Genomic DNA, 23,579 nt, shown 5'->3' with positions numbered 1-23,579 from the left:
CACCTCGCAAGTGGAACTTTTGCTCCCTGTCGGCGTCAGTCTGTTGCCGCAAACGTGAGCGATTGGCGCAAGGGAGCGTGCCATGTCCAAACCGGCAATCGGAATTGTGGTCTTTGTTCTGGCGGCCCTGCTTTCGAGCATGGCGATCGGCAAGGGCGGAGGTCACGGTGGGGGCCACGGCGGCGGTCATGGCCACGGGCATGGCGGGGGTCACCATGGCCGGGCCCACGGTGGCGGGCACGGGCATTTCGGCGGGCATCACCGTCATTTTCGTGGTCACCACGGCGGCGGCAAGTTCGCCATATCCCGTTCGTATTCGCGCGGCGGCTTTCGCGGCCATCACGGCTTTGCCGGGCGCAGCGGCCCGAATCTCAGCCAGATCCGCAACGCCTCGGTACGATCCGGAAACTTCCGCCATGCGATGAATTCGCTGTCGCGCGCCGGCGGGTTGCGTGGCGGGCGTCTGCTCAGCAATCCCGCGGCGCGGGCACAGATCGCCGCCGGTCTCGCCGTCGCGGGCTGGCATCAGGGCCGTGGCGGAGGCGGGTGGTGGCAACACGGTAATGGCGGCTATGGGTGGGTTGGTCCGCTGTTCTGGCCGTTCGCCTATCACGACATCTACGACTACACGATCTGGGGAGACCGCATCGGCTTCTGGGACTACGGCTACACTGACATTTACGCGGGAATATTCGCGCCGTATGGCTACGATGCTTTGACGGGCTATCTGGAACAGCGGCCGTCCGGCCGCAGACATCGTGGGCCCGCTCCGCTGGCGCAAATGTGCGGTGACGACAGGCGCGCCATCGCCGGCCTGCCGATCGATCAAATCCAGCTCACCGTTCTGCCGACCGAAACGCAATTTGGCGCGCTCGACGAACTCGGCAACGCATCGATCGCGGCTGCGCAGAACATTCGTGCGGCATGCCCGTCGCAAATCGTATTGACGGCGCCGGGCCGGCTCAGCGCCATGCAGCAGCGGATCGAGGCGATGATTTCGGCGGTCGCGACGGTGCGGCCACCGCTGGAGAAATTCTACGGAATGCTGGACGACGAGCAGAAGGCCCGCTTCAACGCGCTCGCGCAGGACCAGCGCAGCATATCCGTGGCCAACAATGCGAGGAGCCAATCTGTCCAGGTGCCTGCGCAAGGGACTGCACAGGGCTGTGGCGTGACGCAGTCTGCCGCCTTGGCATGGCCCGCCAGCGAGATCGAAACCAGGTTGCGTCCGAGCGAGACCCAGCGCTCCGCCCTGCAAGTGCTACAGGATACCAGCGCCGAGGCTGCCGAGACATTGAAGGCGGCCTGTCAGCCGGGCGACGTGATGACGCCGCCAGCGCGGTTCGCCGCCATCGCCAAGCGGCTCGATACCATGCTGCAAGCCGTCAAGCAGGTGCGCGCTGCGCTTGAGGATTTTTACGCCACGCTGGACGATGAACAGAAGGCGCAGTTCGAGGCGATCGGACCAAGGCGACCGTCGTAGATGGTCGCCCGAGATCATGGAGGCCGGCTGCACACCACAAGCAACGAACCGGATTTGCAAACCTCTGTTGCCGGAATGTCACCACCGATTGATTTTCCCGGATGAGAATGCGGCCGCTGATCGCACGATCGCATTGTTTGTCCTGCAAACGCGCTGGCTGTTGATACCATGCAATGGTTCAAAAAGGACGCACCCGCACCCAAGGAGATCTGGGACGAGCCCATCGAGGGGCCGGTCGGCGATCTCCAGGCTGCGAACAAGATACGGGAAATCTGCCGTTCCGCGGCCAGCAGTGCGGAAAAGATCGGCGGTGCTGCCGACCGTTCAAAAATCAAGTCCGAAGTCGAACGTTATGAGCGCGCCGCGAAAGCCGCTATGCAAATTGCCATGAAGATTTCCGATGGTCTGTTGCGTGACACCGCCGTGCGCCAGATCCTCGAACTCTGCCTCCAGGCCAATCACACCACGACCGCGCGAACGCTGTTTCGCGCCATCCAGTCCAAATCGATCAGTGACGACGTGCTGAAGCAGCATCCTTCGCTGGGCACGGCGTAGCCGGCCGCGCTACTTCGGGCGCGGCGAAGTGATGGCTTTGCGGATCGCCGCCAGCGGCGCTGCGTCGTCGAATTCGAGGCTTTCGCCCTGCGGCTTCAGGCCGAGGTCGCGCCACAAGCTCGCGAGATCGGGCGTCACGGGCTTTGAACCCATCTCGCCATGAAGCGTGGTCAGAACGTCGACGCCGACGGCCTTGTCGGCGGTGGAGAGAATGCGATCGAGCGGCCAATCCTTTTCATGATTGCCGCCCGCGGCGAGGACGCCGCGCATGGCGTCCTGCAGGCCGAGGCGATTATTCGTTCGCTTGCGGATTTCGATGTCCGCGAGCAGGCAGAACAGCGCGCCGCCCCAATATCTCCGGCCCCAGGTGTCGGTGTTGTCGAGGCCCTGATCGCCGGCCTGCGGCAGGCCCTTCGGCATGTCGCGCATCATCGCCTGCCAGATCTCCGCTGCCGTGAGGTCCCCGGCCTGCACCCGCGCTACCGGCTCGATATAGACGGCAAGACCTTCGGACAGCCACGGATGGCGATGGTTCAGATCGGGCAGGGCGGTGTGCACCATTTCATGCACCATCACCCAGTCGCGCCGTAAAACCTCTTCGGTGGAATCGCGGCCGAGCGGAATGCGGATCGCGGCGCCGCGATAGCCCCACGTCGTGCCGCCGCGAATGCGGGCGCCGTCGACCGGCACCAGCAGCAGCCGCAGCTGTTCGACGGGAAACCGTCCATAATAGGTGGCGACGGCCTTCGCCGACATCCGGACCCAACCCAGCACCTTTTCTCGCGGCAGCGCCAACTCGCCGGGCGCAAATCCGACATGGATGGTGCTGCCTTCGATTTCGATATCGGTCTTGGGCATCCGGTCGAACGCGTCATACGGCATCCGGTCGCCGCGCATATATTCCGACTGCGCATCGGCGCGGGACGAAATCAGGCTTGGCAGCAAGGCAGTGAGGATGGCGGTCAACACGATCCAGCTGATGCCGCCGAGGGTTTTCATCGCGACACAGAGGTGGAAACAGCCGTCAGGTTGCCCGATGTAATCCAGCCGTGCAGATAGCCCGCGCCGCGCGCTGCCGCGCCATCGGGATCGTCGTAGGTAGCTAACATCTCGCAGAGCACGCCGAACGGAATGCCGTTCGCGGCCTCGTCCCACATCATCGCCTCTTCAGGGGGAAGTTCGCGGAACATCGGCGTGGTGTCCTGGCGCCAGACCAGGATGCGCGACGGTTCTTCCAGGGTGGCCGCGTCCGGTGGTGTTTCATCGTTCTTGAGCGCCATCCAGACCGCGGAGGCATTGGTGGAAAGATCAAGTCTCGCGGCACTGGGGTGCGGCTGGAACTTGAGATCGTTCCATTGCTCCGGCGCGAACGAAGCCATGGCGGTCAGTTCAAGCACTGGGCCTTCCGCGGCGTCGAAGGCGTCGTTGAGCGCCTTCTCCAGCGCGGCAAGGTCGGCAAGTATCGGGTGATTGCAATAGGGCTCGGCCGATCTCAAAAACTCCGGCAGGCCTTGCGAGAACCAGCGCAGGTTCGGATCCTCTGACGGGCGCGCTTTGACATAGGCATGGCCCATTTCGTCGAACGTCTCATCGCCGAGATACGAATGCAGCAGCCCGTGGTCGTTGCGCAGCGCTTCGACCAGCCGCGAGCCATAGGCATAGCGATAGACGCCGTACAGCGTCTCGCGTTTCTCGCGGGGGCTGTCGAGGATTTCGGCGAGTACTGTGTCGTCGCCGGTCAGGATGCCGCGCTGGAAATCAGCCTGCTGCCGCGCGAAGTCGCTCATCCTGCCTGCTTGCCCAAGTTCTTGCCCAAGGGCGGCAAGACTCTTTCGGCGATCTCGCGGGTGCGGTTCACTTCCACGAGCAATTCGTCGAGCGGCGGGATGTTGTCGTCGCGCTCGATCATGGTCGAGACCCGGCCGAAGCGCTTGATGGCCGCGACATAGAGATCCCAGACGTCTTCGCAGACGGGATGATCATGGGTGTCGATGATGTGGGTGCCCATGTGGCTGTGGCCGGCCATGTGGAACTGCACGACGCGGTCCGCAGGAATTCCGTCAAGGAAGGTCATGGGGTCATAGCCGTGGTTGAAGGCGCTGACATAGACGTTGTTGATGTCGAACAGCAGCCAGCAGCCGGAGCGGCGCGACAATTCGGCAAGGAATTCCCATTCCGTCATTTCGGAATTGTTGAACTGGACATAGGTCGAGACGTTTTCGAGCACGATGGCGCGGCCGAGGAAATCCTGCACCAGCTGCACGCGGCTGACCACGTGGTCGAGCGCCTCTGACGTGTAGGGGATCGGCAACAGGTCGTGCAGGTTCTTGCCGTGCACGCCGGTCCAGCACAAATGGTCGGATATCCATTTTGGTTCGACACGCCTGGCGAGATCCTTCAGCCCCTGCAGATATTCGAAGTTCGGCGGGGCGGTCGATGCGATCGACAGCGACACGCCGTGCATCACGACGGGATAGCGTTCGCAAATCCGGTCAAGTACGCGCAGCGGCTGGCCGCCGGGCAGCATGTAGTTTTCGCTGATCACTTCGAACCAGTCGATCGGCGGGCTTCCGCCCAGGATCTCGTCGTAGTGTTGCGCGCGCAGGCCGAGCCCGAAGCCAAGGAATGGAGGCTTGTCCGACTGCAGCGGGCGCTCCGCAAGCGCCGCCGGGGAGTTGGGCAATCTGCTTGCGACGTTCATGTCGTCTCCGCTTCGCGCATCGCGATCAGGCGATGGGTATTGCCTCAAATTATCATGGAAAGGGGACCCGGCATACACCGGGCCCCGTTCCCGGAACGGAGCCCCGTTCCGGATTATCTCGATCAGGCGGGCGAGTACTTGCCCTTGGCGGCGTCGCACTTTTCCTTGGTCATGGCCGAGAAGCCCTGACCCTTGCAGGCGTTCTGACCCTTGCAGGCGCTCGCGCCGCTCTTGCAGGCGCTCTGGCCCTTGCAGGCGTTGGCGCCGACGCATTTGCCTTCGCCGGCTGCGTAGGTGACGGTCGACATCGTCGCGCCAGCCAGGAACAGAGTGGCCGCAGCGGCGGCAATCGTGGCGCCGGATTTGGAAGTCATCTTCATGGGCGTCTCCTCGAGCAAGAAGTGTGAAGGTGCACCACCCGCAAGCCACTGATATCAGGACCGACAGATGGTACCCGGGGATAGATACGCGGCGGGTTTGGCTTGGTTACACGGCCGGATAAAATTATTTTAATAATCGGCCATCTTTTGGGTCAAACGATGAGGGCACGACGCGCCGGGCCCTTTTCGCGTCAATTTGGGACGATCAGGCCTTGACGAACTTGCCGCCCATGGCGGTGCACGCCTTCTCGGTGGTCATCGAGAAGCCCTGACCCTTGCAGGCATTCTGGCCCTTGCAGGCGCTCGAGCCGCCCTTGCAGGCGCTCTGGCCCTTGCAGGCGTTGCCGACCATGCACTTGCCGGCCGCGGCGTTTGCCGACGTCGACCCGGTCGACACAACCGCGCCGGCGAGGAACAGAGTGGCAGCGGCGGCAGCGAGCGTCGCACCGGATTTCGTATTCAACTTCATGACGTTCTCCTCGATGATTGTTTGAAGACAATAGGACGCCGTGAGCGTTCGATGACCTGGGATCATCGACGCACAACGCTAAGGCAATGGATGCCAATCAGATCGCGGTGGCTCGCGAAGGCCGTTAGCCTCCGTGATTTGAATGCTCATCCGGACACAGCTACGGGGCATCGGGCGATTTGGTTACAGAGTTTCGAAAGAAAGTTTTCTTTTCTCGATTTGGACGACCCGTTCATGTCTAGCCGCTGTGTCCCGGGAGTATTTCGTTGCGCGGCAGAATGGCGACAGAAGCCGTCCGCGCGGCAACATCGGAAACTTCGTTGCGTTGCACAACGAGAGTGTTGGCTGCTGAGCGAGCGTGTCCTCAGGCCAGCGTGCGGCGGCGACCTCAGACGGTGGCGCCGAGCTGAGCGAGCAACTCTCCGATCAGCTTGCGCCCGTCGGTATCCTGCGTCATCGCGAGCGCGTTGCGATAGTCCGCGATCGCAAGGTCGAACCGCCGCATCATCCGGTAGGTCAGCGCGCGGTTGCGCAGAAAGGCGGGATTTGCGGGATTGATCTCGATCGCTTGCGTGAAGTCGGCGATAGCAAGGTCGTATCTGCGCAAGGTATGATGGAGCTGGCCGCGGTTGCTGAGGGCGCCGGGGTGTCGTGGCGCGATCTGCAGCACCTTGCCGTATTCCGCGATGGCCAGCTCTTCGAAGCGGCCTTCGTTGACGAAGGCATCGAAATCGGAGCCGGCCTTCTGCTGCAACGCCGCTGCCCGGCCGAAGTACGCATTGACCCACTTTGGATTGATCACGATCGCGGCGTCGTAATCCTGCATCGCGCGGTCGACGCGGCCCTTGTCCCGGTAGGCGTCGCCGCGGTTGGTGAAGGCAAGGGGATCGTTGGGATTGAGCCGGATCGCCTGGTCGAACTCCGCGATCGCGCGGTCGAGCTGCTTCTGGCGCAGGAACGCGACACCGCGGCTGTTGAACGGGCCATGGGCGGTCGGATGGGCTCTTGTAGCCGCATCGAAATCCGCCACCGCCCGGTCGTAGACGCCGAGGGCCAGATTGGCGTTGCCGCGGATGAGGTAGACACGGGCGAGTTCCCTGGCCTCGGCGGGCGGCGCGTTCGTGATGACGAATGAGCAGGCCGCAGCCCTCGGGGCGGGCGGGGTGGCATTGTCCAGGCAGATGCGCTGCTGCGCTTCGGCCTGCGCGCCTGCCGGTGCCAGGATGATTGTGACGGCGGTGAGAAGCACACGGGCAAGCACCCGCATCGCGTGCTCCATGTTTCCTGACTGTCCCGTTGCTGATCCAGGCTGCTGCGTCGCTTTCATGTCATGAGCGTCCTGGCTGGCGCGCGATCGTGTCGGAAGCCGTCTGGGGCGTGGACTTGGCGCGCGCTTCGTCCTGCAGACGCCGGTTGGTCTCGGCGTTGCGGCGAACGAGCGTGTCGATTGCCCGCGCGATTTCGTCGTCGTGCCGGCCGAGCACGCAGCCGCCCATCGCGATCGCGCCATAGTCGAGCACCGCGTGGCGCTTCGGGTCGGTGGCTTCGACGAGAAGGTGGGGGACCACGTGGCCGGCCTGTCGCAGGGTCTGCACCATGGGGGTCTGCTGAACGGCGGTCGGCACTTGCTGGTCGTTCGGGTCGCTGATGACCATCATGCGCAAGGCGCGGTTCTGCGCGAGCCATTGCACCTTGCCCGTGATGTCGAAATAAGTCCTTGCGGGATCGCCCGGCTTTGCGGGACCCCGGGTCACGATCTGTCCCGAGCCGGAAATCAGGCAGGCGACGTCGCGCCGCATCTCGGCCAGGCCGAACACAAGACGGCCTCCGCCGGACTCCCCGAACAGATGGAAGCCTTCGAACTGGTAGCGTTGCCGCAGCGCCTCGAGCGCCATGTCCATCAGGTGCAGCTCGACGAGGGTCTTGCGTGACAGATGGGTGCCGGAGGTGCCCTCGACGCCGATGCGTCCAAGATAGATCGCCGTGGTCTTCGCCATTTTCGAAAAATGGTCGGCGATAGCGACGAGTTTGTCGGTGTTGACGTCACTGGCCTTGGACGGATCTGCCCAGGCCCAACGGGTCGGATCAACCGGACCGTTGTGATCGCCGTTCAGAATGATGACCGGGCGCGAGCCCTGGCCTCCGGCGGTGGAAAGATAATAGCGGACGCAGAAATCCTGGCTGTAGACGTTGAGCCAGAAGGTCTGCGGTTTCGCGGCGCACTCTTCGCGCGTCATCGTGATCCCGCGCAGCGAGTCTTCCTTCCTGATAATCTCCGCGCCGGCAGGGTTGGCCAAAAACACCGAAACGGCCAGCAGCATCGCTGCGAGCGAGCCGCGCGCCACATTCGACCAGCAAGCATATTTTGAGCGAGCCATGACGACCACACCGGTTCATTCCAGTTGGCCGTTTGTCGCTGGAAGGGGGTGGAGGCGCTGTGATGCCGGTCACACAGCGGCGTTTCAGGCTAGCGGACGGCCGCGCTGGGCGCTGCAGGCGGGCATCGCTCGTCTTATGAGTAGGCGCCCTAGTTCAACCCGGCGCGCGAGGGCTTCAGCTTTGCCATCTGCTTCACCGTGGCCTGTAACTCCTCGGCGTTGAACGAGGGGAATGAGCAGATGCGGTTGCTGCAGGCGAACGCCGCGGGCTCGCCGAGATCGGGATATTCGACGTCGGGATTGGGCAGCTTGCCCTCGCGCAGGTCCAGCCACTCCAGGCGCTTGTAGCGGGCCGGCAGGGCGCGCGCGAGCGTATGCAGGGCCTGCGCGCGGGGCGCATCCTTGTGGCCGACGATTGTCATATGGGTCGGCTCGATCGCGAGTTCTTCGTCGGCGAGCAGCACGCCGGGCAGCGGGCGCATCATGTCGGCCGAGGCGCTGCTCGCATAGCGCATCGCATGTGAGGCGTGCTCGCGATAGGTTTCGTCGCCGTAATAGCGGTTGAGCAGGTTCATGAAGCGCGCGACCTGCACCTGGTCATCAAGCAGTTTTGCAGGTTTTGCGAGCACGCCGGTTTTGCCTTCCGCTGTTTTCGAGGTCACGAAGCCACCGGCCTCATCGCGGAAAGTCGCGACGAAATCGCCGGCTTTGGCCGCTGACGTGAGCCACTCGCGGTTGCCGGTGGCGGCGTAGAGATCGAGGAAGGCCTGGCCCATCGCCAGCGTGTCGCCGAGGAAGGGGCCGCCGCGATCCTTCTCGCCATGGCGGAATCCGCCATCCGGCAGCGCGCGGTTGGCGTTGACCCATTTCGCCGCGCGTTCGGCGATCGCCAGCGCTTTTGCGTCGTTGGTGACGTTGTACCAGGCGGCCAGAGCCGAGATCGCCCAGCCGTTCTCGCGCGCATACAGATTCTTGTCGATGCGCGGCATGCCGAGTTTGCGGCGCGCGGCATCGCCCAGCGCGTAGTATTTGTGCCCGTCGGTGTCATGATCCATGTCCGCATCCTGGCTGACATAGAACGCGCCCTCGGGACCTGAGAGAAAGGTCGCAAGATAGCGCTCGATATCGCGGGCCGCCTTGAGATATTTCGGGTCCTTCCACAGCGCATAGGCCTGGCTGTACTGCCGCAGATATTGCGCCTGGAACGACATGATCTTTTCGAAATGCTGTTTGGTCCAGGAGCCGGCTTCGGAATATTGATACACGCCGCCCCACAACGGATCGATCAGTGCGATTGCCGCATCCAGCGTCTGCCGCGCGCGCTTGATCGCAATGGCATCGCCGGCCTCGGCACGGGTGATCGCAAGATCCATGCTGTCGGCGTCGATGAATTTCTGGTTCTCGCCCCAGCCGCCGAGCTTTTCGTCATAGGACTCGTCGACATTCCTGGCTAGGTCCGCGCGCTGCTGCTTGCTGAGGAAGGCCGAGGCTGAAGGTTTGACTTCAAAGGCCTCGCCGACCGAAGGTCCGGGCGAGGGATCGTCGATGATGGCCTTGAGCAGCGCCTGCATCCGCTCCGGCTCGATATAGCCCCGGAGCTTGGCGATCTCGGTTCCATCGGGGCCGAACACGATGGTCGCCGGCCAGCCCCAATCGCCATAGCGGCTCGACAGATCCGGATTGGCGTCCTGGTCGACACGTACAGGCAGATAATTCGACGCCAGCAGCTCCTTGACCTGCGGATCGGCATAGGTGGTCTTTTCCATGACGTGGCACCAGTGGCACCACACCGCCTCGAGATCGAGAATGACAAAACGCTTTTCGGCGGCCGCGCGCGTGAACAGTTCGTCGCTCCATTCGCTCCATTTGACGCCATCGGATGCGTGGGCCGAACCCGCCGCGAACGCGGCAATGGCGAAGGCGGCGATGCGGACGAGTTTCATGGCGGCTCCCGGAAGCTGGTGTCTCGACAGCTACGCGCGCGCCAAAATCCGGGCTCAGACTTATCCGCGATGTAACGGCATTGTGAGACCGTGGGGGAAGGGGGTTTTCGTCATGCCCGGCCTTGTGCCGGGCATCCACGTCTTTGCAGTCGGGCAGGAAGACGTGGATGGCCGGGACAAGCCCGGCCATGACGGAGTAGACATAACGCGCTACGTCATGGGCTTGCTTGAGTCAGGCTCTCACGTCGATGCGTCGGCGTGCCCGGCCGCATTGACCAGCAGCCGGTCGAGGGAGGCGGCACCAGGGCCTGCGATCGCGAGCCACGTGAAGGCGGCGAAGTAGGTCATTTCCTCGAAGCCGAGCAGCGTTTGCAGCGAATCGACGTCGCCCCATTTGGCCGACTTGATCGCGACCAGCATGACCACCGCCAGCATCGCGGCGGGGATCCGGGTGAACAGGCCGAGGATCAGCATGGCGCCGCCAAAGCATTCGACGCCCGATACGAAAGGGGTAAGGATTTTCGGAAACGGGATGCCCCAGCCGATAAAATTCTCGGTGACCTGCGGCAGGTTGTTGAGCTTGCCCCAGCCGGCCAGCATGAAGGTGTAGCCGACGACCAGCCGCATGATCAGCGGGCCGGCCCAGGAGAAATGTGAGGCGATCTGCGCCGGCAACAGGATCAGAAGATTGACGATGAAATTCATGCGGGCCCCTCCAATTATTATCGTGACGCGAGGCCGCACCGGCGGCCTCTCTAATCAAGTGCGCGAAAACGCTGCGGCCGCGCAGAGCGGCAATCTGGTCATGGCAGGAGTTTCGCAACGGATAGCCCGCTTGTTACGGGGCGCTAGCCGAAATTTTGCAGTGCGGGGAACGTCTCCAGCAGCCAGATGCTGACGCTGGTAACGGCGCCGGTCAAAAAACCGATGCCGGTAATGACCATCAATACACCCATGGCGCGCTCGACGGTGGTGAGATGCCGCTTCATCCGCGCGAACAGCTCGGAGAATTGTTCGATCATGAAGGCGGCCAGCAGGAACGGGATGCCGAGCCCGAGGGAATAGACCGCGAGCAGGCCCGCGCCCTTGGTTACCGTGGCTTCGGCGGCCGCGATCGACAGGATCGCTGCGAGTATCGGCCCGATGCAGGGGGTCCAGCCGAACGCAAACGCAAGCCCCATGACATAGGCGCCCCACAGCCCGACCGGCTTCGGCGCGGTCAGCCGTCCCTCGCGCATCAACAGCCCGATGCGGGTCAGCCCCAGGAAATGCAGGCCCATGATGATGATGACGATGCCGGCGAGAATCGACAGTTCCGCCGACCAGGCCCGGATCAGGCCGCCGATGATCGAAGCGCTGGCGCCGAGCGCCACGAACACGGTGGTAAAGCCGAGCACGAACATCAGCGCAGCAGTCATCACCGCGCGTTTCGAGGCCTTCGTCGCCCCGTCATTGTTGACCTGCTCGATGGTCGCGCCGGTCAGGTAGATCAGATATGGAGGCACCAGCGGCAGCACGCAGGGCGACAGGAAGCTGACAAGACCGGCAATCAGGGCCGCCGGGATGGAAACATCGTGCATTGCATGACCTTCGAGAACCGCCGCAAGGCATAGCGCCGTCTTGGCTTGTACGGAACAGGCAATCGGTAAGTTTCGTCGGCTTCCGGCTCAACTCTGGTCACAGAGCCGTGTCCGAGGCATATGGAAGGCGCCGGGATCGCCTCGCCGGTGAAACAGACGCTACTATCGTTCCGTATTGCGGTAACCGACCCCGCGAACCAGGACCCCGCATGCGCATCGGCATCCGCAACGCCATCTCGGCCCTCGTGCTGACGTCGATCGTCGTCAGCGCCGTCGGCGTGCATCTGTTGTGGTGGCGCACTGCCCACCAGGTCAGCCAGACCCTCGCCGACACCATCAACGACCAGATCGTGTCGGCAGTCGGCGACGAACTGCAATCGATCACCTCGGAAGCGCGGTCGTCCATGTCGGCGGTGCGCACCTTGTTGCTCGGAAAAGTGTTCGAGGCGCGCGACGCCGAGATGCGCGAGGTGGTCATCCGATCGCAGTTGCGGTCGCAACCGACCATTTCCTGGGTGGCGTTTGGATGGCCGGACGGGACGTTCTTTGCCGGGCACAAGCTTGGCAATGGCGTCATCGAAATGATCGAGATCGCGGGCGATCGAAAGGCCAAGATCAACCGTTATGAGTTCGGAGGTGGCGACACGCTGCTCAAGTCCAGCCGCGTCGAGGACACCAATTATTCCGTCACCGATCAGGAATGGTTCCGCGAGGTAGCCGGCTCCAACGACGAAAACTGGTCGACGCTGACGAAGCATCCGAACGGCGAACGTCTGGCGGCGGCCTTCGCGGCGCCGATCCAGATCGATCAAAAACCCGCCGGCGTCATCGCCATCATCATCGAACTGACGCGGGTCTCGAATTTCCTGTCGCAGCTGACGGTCGGCAAATCGGCCGGCGCTTTCATCCTCGATCGCGAGGGCGGCGTGGTCGCGGCGCCCGATCCCGACGCCAGCGAAGTGACGCCGCTGAAAACCGATCATCCGCTGTTTGCGGTTGCGGTGGACGCGATGAAGAATGCCGGCAGCGCATATAATCCCGGCGAAGGCGAGCCGCTGAAACGCCAGGTGACGCGGGACGGCAAGGTCTATCAGGCGGTGCTGACGCCGATCTCGTTTCCGGGCTGGTCGCTGGTCACAGTGGTGCCGGAGTCGGAATTTCTGGGGCCGGTACAGATGACGATCCGGAACCTGCTGATCGGTCTCGCGGTGCTGATCGTGATCGCGGGTTTGCTGTCGGCCTGGCTCGCCCAGCGCCTGATCGCGGCGCCCCTGATCAAGGTGGTGGGTGAGATCAGGCATGTCGAGCGCTTCGATCTGGACAAGGTCGAGCGGCATCCGTCACGGCTGACCGAGATCGAGAACCTGTCCGGCGCCATCGGCGACATGGCGCAGGGGCTGGCCGCGTTCCGCAAATACATCCCCGCTGATCTCGTGAAGCGGCTGATCAGCGACGGCAATGGCGCGCGCCTCGGCGGCGCGGTACGGCCGATGAGCGTGATGTTCATCGATCTCGCCGGCTTCACCGGTATTTCGGAGCGGCTCGGCGACCGCATCATCCCGCTGCTGTCGCGTTATTTCGATTCCGTCTCAGTGCAGATCCAGGCGCAGGGCGGCACCATCGACAAATTCATCGGCGATGCCGTGATGGCGTTCTGGGGGGCGCCGGCGCCGAACCCCGAACACGCCGTCGATTGCTGCCGCGCGGCTCTGGCCTGCCAGCGTGCGATGGCGGAGATCGGTCTGGTCGACGACCATGGCCAACCGGTCAAGATCCGCATCGGCATCAATTCCGGCGACATGCTGGTCGGCAATATCGGGTCCGAAGTGCGGCTGAACTACACGGTGATCGGCGACGCCGTGAACATCGCAAGCCGGCTCGAGGGCACCAACAAGGTCTACGGCTCCACGATCATCATCGGCCCCGAAACGCGGCGTCTTGCCGGCGACCGCATCGTGGTGCGCGAACTCGATCGCCTGGCGGTCTACGGCCGCGCCGGGGGCTTGCAAATCTACGAATTGCTTGCGATGACGGACGAGGCCGGCGGTGCGATCGACTGGGTGAAGGCCTACGAAGCCGGCCTTGCATGCTGGCGGGCGCGCGAATTCACCGCCGCGATCACGGCGTTCGAACAGGTGAAGAAGATCAAGGATGATGCGGCGGCATCGGTCATGATCGCGCGCTGCAGGGAGCAGCTCGAGAATCCGAGCGACCAGGAATGGGACGGCACGACCGTCGCCAAATCCAAGTAGGAAATAGGCGGAGATGTTGATTTGAAAGTCCTGCTCACCCATACGCCGCAAGCGAGGGCGCAATATTACGGCGAGCGCAGCCTGAGCGGATTGCAGGCGATCGCGCAGGTGGAGTTGCACCAGAGCGACGATGCGCTGGATGCGTTCGGCCTGATCAACGCCGCACGTGATGTCGAGATTATCGTCGCCGACCGGCTCACCGCCGGGCCCGGCGAGATATTTGCGCGGCTGCCAAAGCTGCGCGCCTTCGTTCGCTGCGCCGTCGACATTCGCAATATCGACGTCGAGCAGGCTTCGCGCGCGGGCGTGCTGGTGACCCAGGCCGGACCCGGCTTCGTCCAGTCGGTGGCCGAACTCGCTGTGGGATTTATGGTCGACCTGTCGCGCGGCGTCTCGCGTGCCAGCGCCGACTATCATGCGGGACGCAAGCCGCAGGTGATCATGGGCCGGCAACTGGCCGGCAGCCGGATCGGCATCATCGGCTACGGTAGCATCGGCCGCTACCTTGCCGGGATTGCCAAGGTGCTGGGCATGGAAGTGCTGGTCGCCGATCCCTTTGCGACGGTGAGCGAGCCTGACATCCAGCATGTGCCGCTCGGCGAGCTGCTGGCCCGTTCCGACTTTGTCGTCTGTCTCGCTGTCGCCAATGAGGCGACGGAGAGTTTAATCGGGCAGGCGGCGCTGGCGCGGATGCAGCCGCATGCGTTCTTCATCAATCTGTCGCGCGGCAATCTCGTCGACGAGGCCGCGCTGGCTGCGGCCCTGTGTGAGAACCGCATTGCGGGCGCCGCGATGGATGTGGGCCGCGCCCTGGACCAGATGCCGACGCCGGAACTGGCAAAACTGCCTGACGTGATCGCGACCCCGCATATCGGTGGGCTGACGCCGCCTGCGATCGAAAGCCAGTCGCTGGAAACGGTGCGGCAAGTCGAGAAGATCATCGCTGGCGAGATTCCGGTCGGCGCCGTCAACGCTATCAGCTGGACGCGACGTCCTTGATGCTCTGCAGCATTCATGGCTGGCAAGACGACCCGGCGCTTGAACAGTTGCGAATGAAACGATACGCAGGCTGATGCGTCTTCCCTTCTTTTACGGCTGGATGATCGTCGCGGTGACGTTCGTCACCATGGCGATCGGCGTCAATGCGCGGACCGCGTTCTCGCTGTTCTTTCCGCCGATCGTCTCCGAGTTTGGCTGGGAGCGCGGCATCACCGCGGGCGCCTTCTCTTTCGGCTTCATCGTATCCGGCGGCGTCAGCCCGCTGATCGGCCGCTTGATGGACCGTTACGGCCCGCGCGCGGTGATGGAACTCGGCGTCGCCTTGATGGGCTCAGGCCTGCTGCTGGCGCCGCTGACGACGCAGCCATGGCATCTCTATCTCACCATCGGCGTGCTGGTCGGCGCGGGCAGTGTGTGTCTCGGCTATTCCGGCCAATCGCTGTTCGTGCCGAACTGGTTCATCCGCCGCCGCGGCCTGGCGATGGGGCTGGCGTTTGCCGGCGTCGGCATCGGCTCGGTGACCCTGCTGCCCTGGGTGCAGTTGATGATCGACCAAACCGGCTGGCGCACCGCCTGCACCGCAATGGGCATCGTGGTGCTCGTGGTGCTGGCGCCGATCAATCTGTTGCTGCGGATGCGGCCTGAGGATATCGGGCTGCTGCCGGATGGCGACGCCGCACCGACGGCGACTTCAGCGAAACCGGTCTCGAACATCGTCGATCCCGTCTGGGCCGCGACCGACTGGACGCTAGGTCGCGCGCTGCGCACCGCGCGGTTCTGGTGGATATGCCTCAGTTATTTCTGCGGACTGTACATCTGGTACGCGGTGCAGGTGCACCAGACCAAATTCCTGCTCGATATCGGCTTCTCCGCCAATGTCGCGGTCTGGGCGCTCGGCGTGGTCAGCCTGCTCGGCATTCCCGGCCAGATCTGGCTCGGGCATCTCTCCGACCGCATCGGGCGCGAATGGATCTGGGCGATCAGCTGCCTGGGCTTTGCGATCTGCTTTGCGGCGCTGATCGCGCTGAAATTCGCCCCGGTGTTGCCGCTGGTCTATCTGATGATCGTGACCCAGGGCGTGCTCGGCTACGGCCTGACCTCGGTGCTGGGCGCGGTGGTGCTCGAAATCTTCCAGGGCAGGCACTACGGCAGCATTTTCGGCACCATCATGCTGGCGGCGCTGGCCGGCGGCGCTGCGGGCCCGTGGGCGACCGGGTTTCTGTTCGACCGTTACGGCAGCTACACGCTGGCCTTTGCGATCGGCATCGCCGTGAGCGCCTTGTCGGCATTCGCGATCTGGCAGGCATCACCGCGGAAGATCCGCGCGGTGGCGGGGCAACTGCATAAGGTGCGAGGGGGCGGCTAGATATTTACTTGGACGCCACGCCGATCACGCGTTCCAGGTCGCTGATTGCGCGCAGAAAGCTGTCTGATGGCGTGGTCTCCGGATCGATCAGGCGGTGCAGGCGGAAGCCGTCTTCCATCGCCAGAACGATAGCGCCCCACCAGGCCGGATCGAGCACCGAATCCTTGCCGCTGTTCTTCGCCGTGGTCTCGATGATGTCGGCGATCAATTTTCGGCGAGCGCGCAGCCGCTTGGCGAGTTCAGGCCGGCGCTTTTCGGCGCGCGCCACGAACAGGATCATCTCCATGTGCAGCAGGGGCGAGCGGCCGAGCGGATCCTGCTGGCTGCGGTCCATGGTCTTCAGCGCGTCGATGAAATCCGGCAGGCTTTTGTGCTTCGCGAGCAGATCGTGAAGGCGCAGAATCGACAGCTCGACGTGATTCTCGAGCATGGCGATGATCAACTCGTCCTTGCTCGTGAAATTCGAATAGAATGCGCCGCGCGAGAAGCCGGCCGCGGCGGCAATGGTTTCGATGCTGGCGCCGCCGATGCCTTGTTCCTCGAACACCCGCGCCGCCGCCTCGAACAGCTTGTCGCGGGTATCATCCCTTGTCGGTCTGGTTCGAACTCTTGACATCGGCCCATTTTAGGTGAGAATGCAACTCAATACAACAGTGTATCGAGTTGCAGGGCCCGGATGGCAAGATCCGGCATCAGCGGACGCGATGCGCTGATAGACTAATAAAAACTGCGGTGTGGAAACCAATCGAGGTCATCATGAACGAGCACGTTCAGGCTGCGACGAGCGAACCGCTTTTCAATCCGTTGTCACCGGAATTCATCCGCAATCCCTATCCGCATTACGCGCGGATGCGCGCCACCGATCCCGTGCATCTGACGCCGCTCGGCCTCTATGTTGCCAGCCGGCACGCCGAAGCCAGTCTGGTGATCCGCGACAAGCGCTTTGGCAAGCAGCATGTCGAACGCACTATCCGGCGCTATGGGCCCAACATCATGGAGGAGCCGGCCTTTCGCAGCCTGGGCCTGATGATGCTGCAGCAGGATCCACCCGACCACACCCGCCTGCGCGGGCTGGTGGTGCAGGCTTTCACCGCGCGCCGGGTCGAGGACATGCGTCCGCGCATCCAGCAAATCGTCGACGAGACGCTCGACCGGATCATCCCGCAAGGGAAGATGGACCTGATCGAGGACTTCGCCTTCCGCCTGCCGGTGACCGTCATCTGCGACATGCTCGGCATCCCCGAAGAGCATCGCGAGGCGTTTTACACCAGGGCGCGTGCGGGTGGCCGCATTCTCGATCCCGTGCCGTTGTCGCCGGAGGAGATCAAGCAAGCCAACGAAGGCACAATGATTTCCGAGATGTATTTCCAGCAATTGTTCGAGTTGCGGCGAAAGAACCCCGGCAACGATCTGACCACTCAGCTGGTGCAGGCGGAGGAAGACGGTCACAAGCTCTCCAATGAGGAACTGACCGCCAACATCATCCTGCTGTTCGGCGCCGGCCATGAGACGACCGTCAACCTGATCGGCAACGGCCTGCTGGCGCTGCATCGCAATCCGGACCAATTGGCGCTGCTCAAGGCCAAGCCCGAGCTCATGACCAACGCGGTCGAGGAGTTCCTGCGCTATGATTCCTCCGTGCAGCTGACCGGCCGGGTGGCGCTGGAAGACATCGACGACCTCGGCGGCAAGCGGATTCCAAAAGGCGAGACCGTGCTGTGCCTGCTTGGTTCGGCCAACCACGATCCGGCGGTCTATCCAGATCACCCCGAGCGTCTCGATATTACCCGGCCCAATGTGAAGCCGCTGTCCTTTGGCGGCGGTATCCACTTCTGTCTCGGCGCCCAGTTGGCGCGCATCGAGGCGGAGATCGCGCTTTCCACCCTGCTGCGCCGGATTCCCGACCTGCGGCTGGATGACGCGGTGAACCCGGAATGGCGGCCGACCTTCGTGCTCCGCGGCCTGAAGCATCTGCCGGCGAGCTGGTAACCATAAGCCTCGACATCAACGAGCCCCTCAGGTTCTGAATAAATCGGAACCGGCGGGGCTATGGCGCTGATGGTGCTGTGACTTCGCCATACTTCTCTCTATATATTGAGCTGCTCCGGCCCTGAGTTCGCGTGGCGCGGTCTGTGCCGGAGCGGTTCATGGGGAGACACCGTGCAGACGACGCTGCTCGGCCTGGCAATCGCCTTTATCATTGCGCTGCTGGCCGCGCTTGTCGGGCCGTATTTCATCGACTGGAATCAATTCCGGCCGCAGTTCGAGGCCGAGGCGAGCCGGATTATCGGCGCGCCGGTGCGCGTCGGCGGAAAGCTCGACGCGCGGCTGTTGCCGGCGCCGTCGCTGCAACTGCGCGCGGTGACGGTCGGCGGCGCCAACGAGCTCGGCAAGGTGCGCGCCGACAAGCTCGACGTCGAGTTCAGCCTGGGTTCGCTGATGCGTGGCGAAGTCCGCGCCACCGAACTTTCCATCAACGGCATGTCGCTCGATCTCGGGCTCGATCCAAAGGGCCGGATCGACTGGCCGGCCTCGACCGGAACGCTCAATCCGGGCTCGCTGGCGATCGATCGGCTCAATCTCACCGGCCGGATCGCGCTCCACGACGCCGCCAGCCGCAGCACCCTCGAACTGAACGACATCGCCTTTTCCGGCGATGTCCGTTCGCTGGCAGGCTCGATCCGTGGCGACGGCAATTTCGTGCTGTCGGGCACGCGCTATCCGTTTCGGGTTTCTTCCGGCCAGACCGCCGACGGCAACGGCACCCGTGTCCATCTGAACATCGATCCCGGCCCGAACACGCTCTCGGCCGATCTCGACGGCATATTGTCGTTCGAGACGCGGGCGCCGCGTTTCGACGGCACGATGGTATTGGCGAGTCCGCCTCGCCCCAAGGCCGGCGACTTCGATACGTCGCCGCCATCCTGGCGTGTCACTTCCCGCGTCAAGGCCGATTACTCAACCGCACGGCTCGATGCGCTCGAAGTGACGTATGGCGCGGACGAACGCGCGCTGAAACTGGCGGGCAATGGCGACATGCGCTTCGGCGGCTCGCCGCTGCTGCGGGCGTCGCTCGTCGCGCGCCAGCTTGATGCCGACCGATTCTTCGCCAAGGACAGCAAGGACGTCAGCGCCACTGAACCGGTCCGCGTGCTGCCGGCGGTGCGCGCGATGATGTCGGGCCTTCCACAGGTCCCGATCGCGGCGCAGATCGGATTGGCCTCCGAGCAGGTGATGCTGGGCGGCCGTCCGTTGCAGGACATCGCCGCGGAACTGCATGGCGATGCGAAATCCTGGAGCGTACGCAAGCTGGAGTTTCGCGCGCCGGGCACGACGCGGGTCTCGCTGAGCGAGGCGACCGCAAAAGGCGCGTCGCCGGATCAGTTCAAGGCCGCGCTCAACGTCGAATCGTCGGACCCCGACGCGTTGATGACCTGGCTGCAGGGCCGCGGCGACATCGGCTTTCGCAGCCAGAAGCCGTTGCGGCTGCGTGGCGACGTCACCATTGCGCCTGATGGATTTGCCATCGATGCGATGAAGGCCGAGATCGATGGCGGCGCCGTTGAGGGCCGTATCGCGGTGTCACACCGGCAGCCAAGCAGCGGCTCGAAGATCACGGCAGAGTTGAAGGCCGAGCGCCTCGACCTCGATGCGGCCACGGCGCTGGCGCGTTCGCTGGCCGGCCCGCAGGCCGAATGGCCGGACGAAGGGCGGCTGTCGCTGGATATCGGCCGCGCCATTTCCTCAGGCCAGGAGTTGCGGCCGCTGGTGGCCAGGCTTGGTTATGGACCGAAGGCGTTTTCGCTCGACCAGTTGAATATTGGCCAGCCTGACAAGGTCGCGTTGGAAGGCATCGGCCGTTTTGATCGCTTCGCTTCGATTGGGAAGCTGGAATTTCATTCGACGGCGTCGTCGTTTGGTCAGATCACCGCGCTGGTGGCGCCGTTTGCGCCGTCGCTGGCTGCGCGGCTCAACGCGATGGGGGCGAGCCCGGGGCCAGCGCGCGTCAAACTCGCGCTCGAACTCAACAAGAGCGCCGGGCAGGCCGATCTTGCCAACGCGCGTGCGGTGGTCGACATCGATTCGCCGCAGCTCAAGGGGATCACCACCATCACCGCAAAGCCGGCAGTGACGGCGATCCAGGGCATCGATCTGGAGGCGCTGGGGCGCAGTGAAATCGGCATCGAGTCGAAGATGTCGTCGGGGCAGGGCCGTGCCTTGCTTGCGCTCCTGGGGCTGGATCGGGCGATGACCGCCGGCGACGGCCCGGCGCAATTCGAAGGCTCGGCAACGGGCGCATGGGGTGGATCGCTGCGGCTCAAGGCGAAGATCTCCGGAAGGGGGTTGGACGCCGATGCCGACGGTACGGCGGAGCCGTGGGCGCAGGAGGCCAAGGGCAGTTTCTCGCTAAAGGTTCGCAGCGCCGACTTTGGGCCGCTGCTCGACCTCAAGCCGACGGACACGCTGGCACAGAATATCGGCCTGTCCTCGCGCGTGTCGCTCGCAGGCAACAAGCTCACGTTCGACGATCTCGACAGCAGCATTGCCGGCTCACGGCTGCGCGGACACGTCGCGGTTACCCTGGGCGATGAAAAAAATATCGAAGGTGAAATCGGTCTCGACCAAATCGCGCTGGCGCCGGCCTTTGCGTTGGCGATGGGGGCTGCCGGACACGATGCGGCGGAGCCGCTCACCGCGGGGCTGGTCAAGGGCTGGCGCGGCAAGGTCGCGTTCCAGGCATTGCGTGGCTTGCTGCCGGGCGGCAGCGAATTGCAGCCGGTGAGCGGGATCGTGAAAGGCGACGGCCAGTCGCTGACCTTCGATTCCATCAAGGGCAAGATCGGCGGCGGCGAGGCCACGGCCACGATCGACGCCAGGCAGGGCCCAAATGGCATTGCGCTGAACGCGAGCGTGCAGCTCAGTAGCGTCGATGGCACGGCGCTGCGCTATCGCAATCTCGCGATGCCCGCGGGCCGCGCGTCGCTGCAGATGGCGTTGGCAAGCCAGGGCCGCAGCGCGGCGGCGCTGACCGGCGCACTCTCCGGCAGCGGAACCGTGACGCTGGAATCCGCGAGGATTGCCGGGCTCGATCCACGCGCCTTTGAGGTGGCGGTTCGCGCCAGCGATGGCGGTCAGGCCAAGGACGATGCGCGGCTGAAGCAAATCGTCGAACCGGCGCTGCTGGCCGGCGCGCTGGCGGTGGGTTCGGCGCAAATCCCGTTCAACATCCGGGATGGCCGGCTGCGCGTCGGCGCCACCACGCTCGATGCGAATGGCGTGCGCGCCACCGTCTCCGGCGGCTATGACATTCCGGCCGACCAGGCCGACATCCGCGCCGCGCTGGCGCTGACGATGGTGGGACCCGCGACCGGCCGCCCCGAAATTCAGTTGTTTGCCGTGGGCACGCCCGATGGGCTCAATCGCAGCGTCGATGTGACGGCGTTGTCTTCCTGGCTGGCGGTGCGGACGATCGATCACGAAACACGAAGGCTGGATGCGATCGAGCGTGGCGAACCGCCGCCGCCGATGCCGGCGCCGATATCGTTGCCGCCGGATGCGGTGGTGCCGTTGGCGCCGGAAGCGGCATCGCCGAGCGAGGCGCTGTCGCCAGTCCCGGTGCCCGGCCGCGATCCGCGCCGGCCGCCGGCAGCGAAGCCAAAGGCGGCCACACCGCCGCGCCCGTCGGCGCCGGTCGCCACAGCGCCTGCGCCAAATCCGCCGGCGCCGCTGGCGAGCCAGCCGCAGCTTGCACCGCTGCCGCCGCCGATCGAAGTCAGGCCGGCGCCCGGTGCGGCGCCTGTAGCGAGGCCAAAGCCGAAGCCACCGCTGTCGCTGACGCCGCAGGTCGCCAATCCGCCGCCGCAGCGGCCGGCGCTGCAGAATAACTAGAGCACGATCTCGCGCTGGATCCGGATCGACTGCAAGAATGCCTGATCGTGGCTGATCACGATCAGCGCGCCGTCAAATCCACGCAGCGCATGTTCCAGCTCCTCGATCGAGGCGAGATCGAGATGATTGGTCGGCTCATCCAGCAGCAGCATGAAGGGCGGTTGAGGTCTTGCGAACACGCAGGCCATTCCCGCGCGCAGCCGCTCGCCGCCGGACAGCGTGCCGGCGATCTGCAGCGCCGCGCGGTTGCGGAAGGCAAAGCGGGCGAGGGCGGCGTGCGCCTCGTTGCCGGTCAGCTCCGGATTGAGGCGGCGGAGATTGTCGAGGATCGAGAAGCCGGATCAAGCAGCCCGACATGCTGGTCGAGTACGGCGACACGATCGGTCGGGCGACGGATCTCACCGCTCGCAGGTTTCAGTTCGCCTGTGATCAGGCGGAACAGCGTGGTCTTGCCGGAGCCGTTGGCGCCGCGGATCGCGATCCGCTCGGGCCCGCGCGCCTCGAACGACATGGGGCCGAACAAGGCGCGGCCTTCAAAGGACATCATCACATCCTTGAAGGCGATCAGTTCACGCGCGCCGGGCAGGTTGGTCTCGGGCAAGTCGATCGCGAGCGGCGTCAGGACTTCCACTTTGGCGCGGGCCTCTTCGAGCGCGTCGGTGCGGTCGCCGAGCAGGCGATCGGCAAGACGACCCTCGCGGGCGCTGCTCGCTTCCGCGATCTGCTTTTGCGCACCCAGCATTATTCTTGCCTGGCTGCCCGAGCGTGCATAGGCGCGACCGACGCTGTCGCGGCGTGCCTTCTTCTCGCGCGCCTTCTGTATGGAGCGTTCGGTGTCGCGCAGCGCGTCCGATGCGCGCTCGAGCTCGGCTCCCGCGCGTGCCCGGGCGGCATCGCGCGCCTCGGCGAAGGTCGACCACGCGCCGCCAAACACGGTAATGCCAACCGGCGTCAGTTCGACGATGCGGTCGACGCGCTCCAGCAGCGCGCGGTCATGGCTGGCGACGAGTGCGCCGCCCTGCCAGCGTTCGAGCAGTTGGGCCACCGCTTGCCGTCCATCGGCGTCGAGATTGTTGGTGGGCTCATCGAGCAACAACAAGTCCGGACCCTCGATCAAGAGGCGCGCCAGCGCGACGCGCGTTCGTTCACCGCCGCTCAGCGAGGCGACCCCGCGATCCAGCGGCATCGCGGGCAGGCCGGTTTCGACCAGCGCGGACTGCAATCTGGCTTCCAGCGTCCAGTCGGCATCCGCGGCATCGTCGAGCGAACCCTCGCCGCGTTCGAGACGGCGCAGGCGGGCGAGGTCGCCGGCAACACCGAGCGCTTGCGCGACCGTCTGCCGGTCGTCCGCCAGCTGCGCGAGCATGCCGATCGAGCCGATGCGTTGCACGGTTCCGCCGGCAGGCTCGCTCTCGCCCGCGATCAGGCGCAGCAGTGTGGATTTGCCGGAGCCGTTGCGGCCGACGAGCCCCGTCCGCTCGCGCCCGAGCGCAAGCGTCAGTCCGTCGAACAGTGGCCGGCCGTCAGGTGTGTTGAGGGAAATCGAATCCAGACTGAGAAAGGCGGGCATGAAGAGCTTCCGAA

Annotated in this window: 18 protein-coding genes and 1 pseudogene; 7 read left to right on the top strand and 12 right to left on the bottom strand. The window is 64.3% G+C overall.

The genetic code is table 11. The features are described from left to right. The first annotated feature begins 82 nt into the window (after positions 1-82). Both JQ575_RS17665 and JQ575_RS17660 read left to right on the top strand, forming a co-directional pair. The gene (locus JQ575_RS17665) at positions 83-1,483 is read left to right on the top strand and encodes a Spy/CpxP family protein refolding chaperone (protein ID WP_212034487.1); all 1,401 of its coding nucleotides are present in this window, start codon (positions 83-85) and stop codon (positions 1,481-1,483) included. Positions 1,484-1,651: 168 nt separating this feature from the next. After that, positions 1,652-2,038: a hypothetical protein gene (locus tag JQ575_RS17660; RefSeq protein ID WP_212034486.1), complete on the top strand. Its 387-nt coding sequence runs from the start codon at positions 1,652-1,654 to the stop codon at positions 2,036-2,038. 9 nt (positions 2,039-2,047) lie between these two features. On the opposite strand, the gene JQ575_RS17655 is transcribed toward JQ575_RS17660, so the two are convergent. The 10 genes from JQ575_RS17655 to JQ575_RS17610 all read right to left on the bottom strand — a co-directional run bounded on the left by JQ575_RS17655 (position 2,048) and on the right by JQ575_RS17610 (position 11,489). Continuing rightward, a complete protein-coding gene (locus tag JQ575_RS17655; protein ID WP_249166705.1) occupies positions 2,048-3,037 on the bottom strand; it encodes a hypothetical protein in 990 nt (329 codons plus the stop codon). Next, positions 3,034-3,825, bottom strand: coding sequence for a DNA-binding domain-containing protein (locus JQ575_RS17650; protein WP_212034485.1), 792 nt, complete (start codon positions 3,823-3,825; stop codon positions 3,034-3,036). The genes JQ575_RS17655 and JQ575_RS17650 overlap by 4 nt, the downstream gene beginning before the upstream one ends. Next, positions 3,822-4,739, bottom strand: a complete 918-nt coding sequence (locus tag JQ575_RS17645; protein ID WP_212034484.1) for a DUF692 domain-containing protein — start codon at positions 4,737-4,739, stop codon at positions 3,822-3,824. Before JQ575_RS17645 ends, JQ575_RS17650 begins: the two co-directional genes overlap by 4 nt. Before the next feature lie 122 nt (positions 4,740-4,861). Next, the gene (locus JQ575_RS17640) at positions 4,862-5,119 is read right to left on the bottom strand and encodes a hypothetical protein (protein WP_192738016.1); all 258 of its coding nucleotides are present in this window, start codon (positions 5,117-5,119) and stop codon (positions 4,862-4,864) included. A 205-nt stretch (positions 5,120-5,324) separates the two neighbouring features. Next, entirely contained in the window at positions 5,325-5,588 is a 264-nt protein-coding gene (locus JQ575_RS17635; RefSeq protein ID WP_212001595.1) for a hypothetical protein, read from the bottom strand. Positions 5,589-5,976: 388 nt separating this feature from the next. Beyond that, complete coding sequence (locus tag JQ575_RS17630; protein ID WP_212034483.1) at positions 5,977-6,855, bottom strand: tetratricopeptide repeat protein; 879 nt, start codon at positions 6,853-6,855, stop codon at positions 5,977-5,979. Between the two features lie 61 nt (positions 6,856-6,916). Further along, entirely contained in the window at positions 6,917-7,966 is a 1,050-nt protein-coding gene (locus JQ575_RS17625; RefSeq protein ID WP_212034482.1) for a hypothetical protein, read from the bottom strand. 149 nt (positions 7,967-8,115) lie between these two features. Continuing rightward, the gene (locus JQ575_RS17620; protein WP_212034481.1) at positions 8,116-9,909 is read right to left on the bottom strand and encodes a thioredoxin domain-containing protein; all 1,794 of its coding nucleotides are present in this window, start codon (positions 9,907-9,909) and stop codon (positions 8,116-8,118) included. Between the two features lie 240 nt (positions 9,910-10,149). Continuing rightward, positions 10,150-10,614, bottom strand: coding sequence for a DoxX family protein (locus JQ575_RS17615; RefSeq protein ID WP_212034480.1), 465 nt, complete (start codon positions 10,612-10,614; stop codon positions 10,150-10,152). Between the two features lie 143 nt (positions 10,615-10,757). Further along, positions 10,758-11,489 (bottom strand): cytochrome c biogenesis CcdA family protein, encoded by a 732-nt coding sequence (locus tag JQ575_RS17610; protein WP_192738010.1) that lies wholly within the window; start codon positions 11,487-11,489, stop codon positions 10,758-10,760. A 209-nt stretch (positions 11,490-11,698) separates the two neighbouring features. On the opposite strand from JQ575_RS17610, the gene JQ575_RS17605 reads away from it, so the two are divergent. From JQ575_RS17605 to JQ575_RS17595, 3 genes are all read left to right on the top strand, one after another. Continuing rightward, positions 11,699-13,741: an adenylate/guanylate cyclase domain-containing protein gene (locus JQ575_RS17605; protein WP_212034479.1), complete on the top strand. Its 2,043-nt coding sequence runs from the start codon at positions 11,699-11,701 to the stop codon at positions 13,739-13,741. A 21-nt stretch (positions 13,742-13,762) separates the two neighbouring features. Continuing rightward, positions 13,763-14,740 carry an NAD(P)-dependent oxidoreductase gene (locus tag JQ575_RS17600; RefSeq protein ID WP_212034478.1) on the top strand — a complete coding sequence of 326 codons (978 nt, stop codon included), beginning with the start codon at positions 13,763-13,765 and terminating at the stop codon, positions 14,738-14,740. A 73-nt stretch (positions 14,741-14,813) separates the two neighbouring features. Beyond that, positions 14,814-16,106 (top strand): MFS transporter, encoded by a 1,293-nt coding sequence (locus JQ575_RS17595; protein WP_212034477.1) that lies wholly within the window; start codon positions 14,814-14,816, stop codon positions 16,104-16,106. A gap of 4 nt (positions 16,107-16,110) precedes the next feature. On the opposite strand, the gene JQ575_RS17590 is transcribed toward JQ575_RS17595, so the two are convergent. After that, a complete protein-coding gene (locus tag JQ575_RS17590) occupies positions 16,111-16,722 on the bottom strand; it encodes a TetR/AcrR family transcriptional regulator (protein WP_212034476.1) in 612 nt (203 codons plus the stop codon). 140 nt (positions 16,723-16,862) lie between these two features. On the opposite strand from JQ575_RS17590, the gene JQ575_RS17585 reads away from it, so the two are divergent. Continuing rightward, positions 16,863-18,095, top strand: coding sequence for a cytochrome P450 (locus tag JQ575_RS17585; protein ID WP_212034475.1), 1,233 nt, complete (start codon positions 16,863-16,865; stop codon positions 18,093-18,095). Between the two features lie 171 nt (positions 18,096-18,266). After that, the gene (locus tag JQ575_RS17580; RefSeq protein ID WP_212034474.1) at positions 18,267-21,995 is read left to right on the top strand and encodes an AsmA-like C-terminal region-containing protein; all 3,729 of its coding nucleotides are present in this window, start codon (positions 18,267-18,269) and stop codon (positions 21,993-21,995) included. On the opposite strand, the pseudogene JQ575_RS17575 reads toward JQ575_RS17580, so the two are convergent. Next, positions 21,992-23,565: pseudogene (locus JQ575_RS17575) on the bottom strand (ABC-F family ATP-binding cassette domain-containing protein). The gene JQ575_RS17580 and the pseudogene JQ575_RS17575 overlap by 4 nt on opposite strands. Positions 23,566-23,579: the final 14 nt, after the last annotated feature.

This window comes from Bradyrhizobium sp. JYMT SZCCT0428 (assembly GCF_018131075.1).
Lineage (GTDB): Bacteria > Pseudomonadota > Alphaproteobacteria > Rhizobiales > Xanthobacteraceae > Bradyrhizobium.
The sequence above is the reverse complement of the archived record's forward strand: the minus strand, read 5'-3'. Positions and strand labels throughout refer to the sequence as shown.

What these genes read in the sequence shown, in the direction of transcription:
- JQ575_RS17595 (WP_212034477.1), top strand. Translation starts at nt 14,814, where the DNA reads ATGCGTCTTCCCTTCTTTTACGGCTGGATGATCGTCGCGGTGACGTTC.
- JQ575_RS17605 (WP_212034479.1), top strand. Translation starts at nt 11,699, where the DNA reads ATGCGCATCGGCATCCGCAACGCCATCTCGGCCCTCGTGCTGACGTCG.
- JQ575_RS17630 (WP_212034483.1), bottom strand. Translation starts at nt 6,855, where the DNA reads ATGCGGGTGCTTGCCCGTGTGCTTCTCACCGCCGTCACAATCATCCTG.
- JQ575_RS17615 (WP_212034480.1), bottom strand. Translation starts at nt 10,614, where the DNA reads ATGAATTTCATCGTCAATCTTCTGATCCTGTTGCCGGCGCAGATCGCC.
- JQ575_RS17620 (WP_212034481.1), bottom strand. Translation starts at nt 9,909, where the DNA reads ATGAAACTCGTCCGCATCGCCGCCTTCGCCATTGCCGCGTTCGCGGCG.
- JQ575_RS17585 (WP_212034475.1), top strand. Translation starts at nt 16,863, where the DNA reads ATGAACGAGCACGTTCAGGCTGCGACGAGCGAACCGCTTTTCAATCCG.
- JQ575_RS17590 (WP_212034476.1), bottom strand. Translation starts at nt 16,722, where the DNA reads ATGTCAAGAGTTCGAACCAGACCGACAAGGGATGATACCCGCGACAAG.
- JQ575_RS17635 (WP_212001595.1), bottom strand. Translation starts at nt 5,588, where the DNA reads ATGAAGTTGAATACGAAATCCGGTGCGACGCTCGCTGCCGCCGCTGCC.
- JQ575_RS17610 (WP_192738010.1), bottom strand. Translation starts at nt 11,489, where the DNA reads ATGCACGATGTTTCCATCCCGGCGGCCCTGATTGCCGGTCTTGTCAGC.
- JQ575_RS17625 (WP_212034482.1), bottom strand. Translation starts at nt 7,966, where the DNA reads ATGGCTCGCTCAAAATATGCTTGCTGGTCGAATGTGGCGCGCGGCTCG.
- JQ575_RS17645 (WP_212034484.1), bottom strand. Translation starts at nt 4,739, where the DNA reads ATGAACGTCGCAAGCAGATTGCCCAACTCCCCGGCGGCGCTTGCGGAG.
- JQ575_RS17655 (WP_249166705.1), bottom strand. Translation starts at nt 3,037, where the DNA reads ATGAAAACCCTCGGCGGCATCAGCTGGATCGTGTTGACCGCCATCCTC.
- JQ575_RS17665 (WP_212034487.1), top strand. Translation starts at nt 83, where the DNA reads ATGTCCAAACCGGCAATCGGAATTGTGGTCTTTGTTCTGGCGGCCCTG.
- JQ575_RS17640 (WP_192738016.1), bottom strand. Translation starts at nt 5,119, where the DNA reads ATGAAGATGACTTCCAAATCCGGCGCCACGATTGCCGCCGCTGCGGCC.
- JQ575_RS17650 (WP_212034485.1), bottom strand. Translation starts at nt 3,825, where the DNA reads ATGAGCGACTTCGCGCGGCAGCAGGCTGATTTCCAGCGCGGCATCCTG.
- JQ575_RS17660 (WP_212034486.1), top strand. Translation starts at nt 1,652, where the DNA reads ATGCAATGGTTCAAAAAGGACGCACCCGCACCCAAGGAGATCTGGGAC.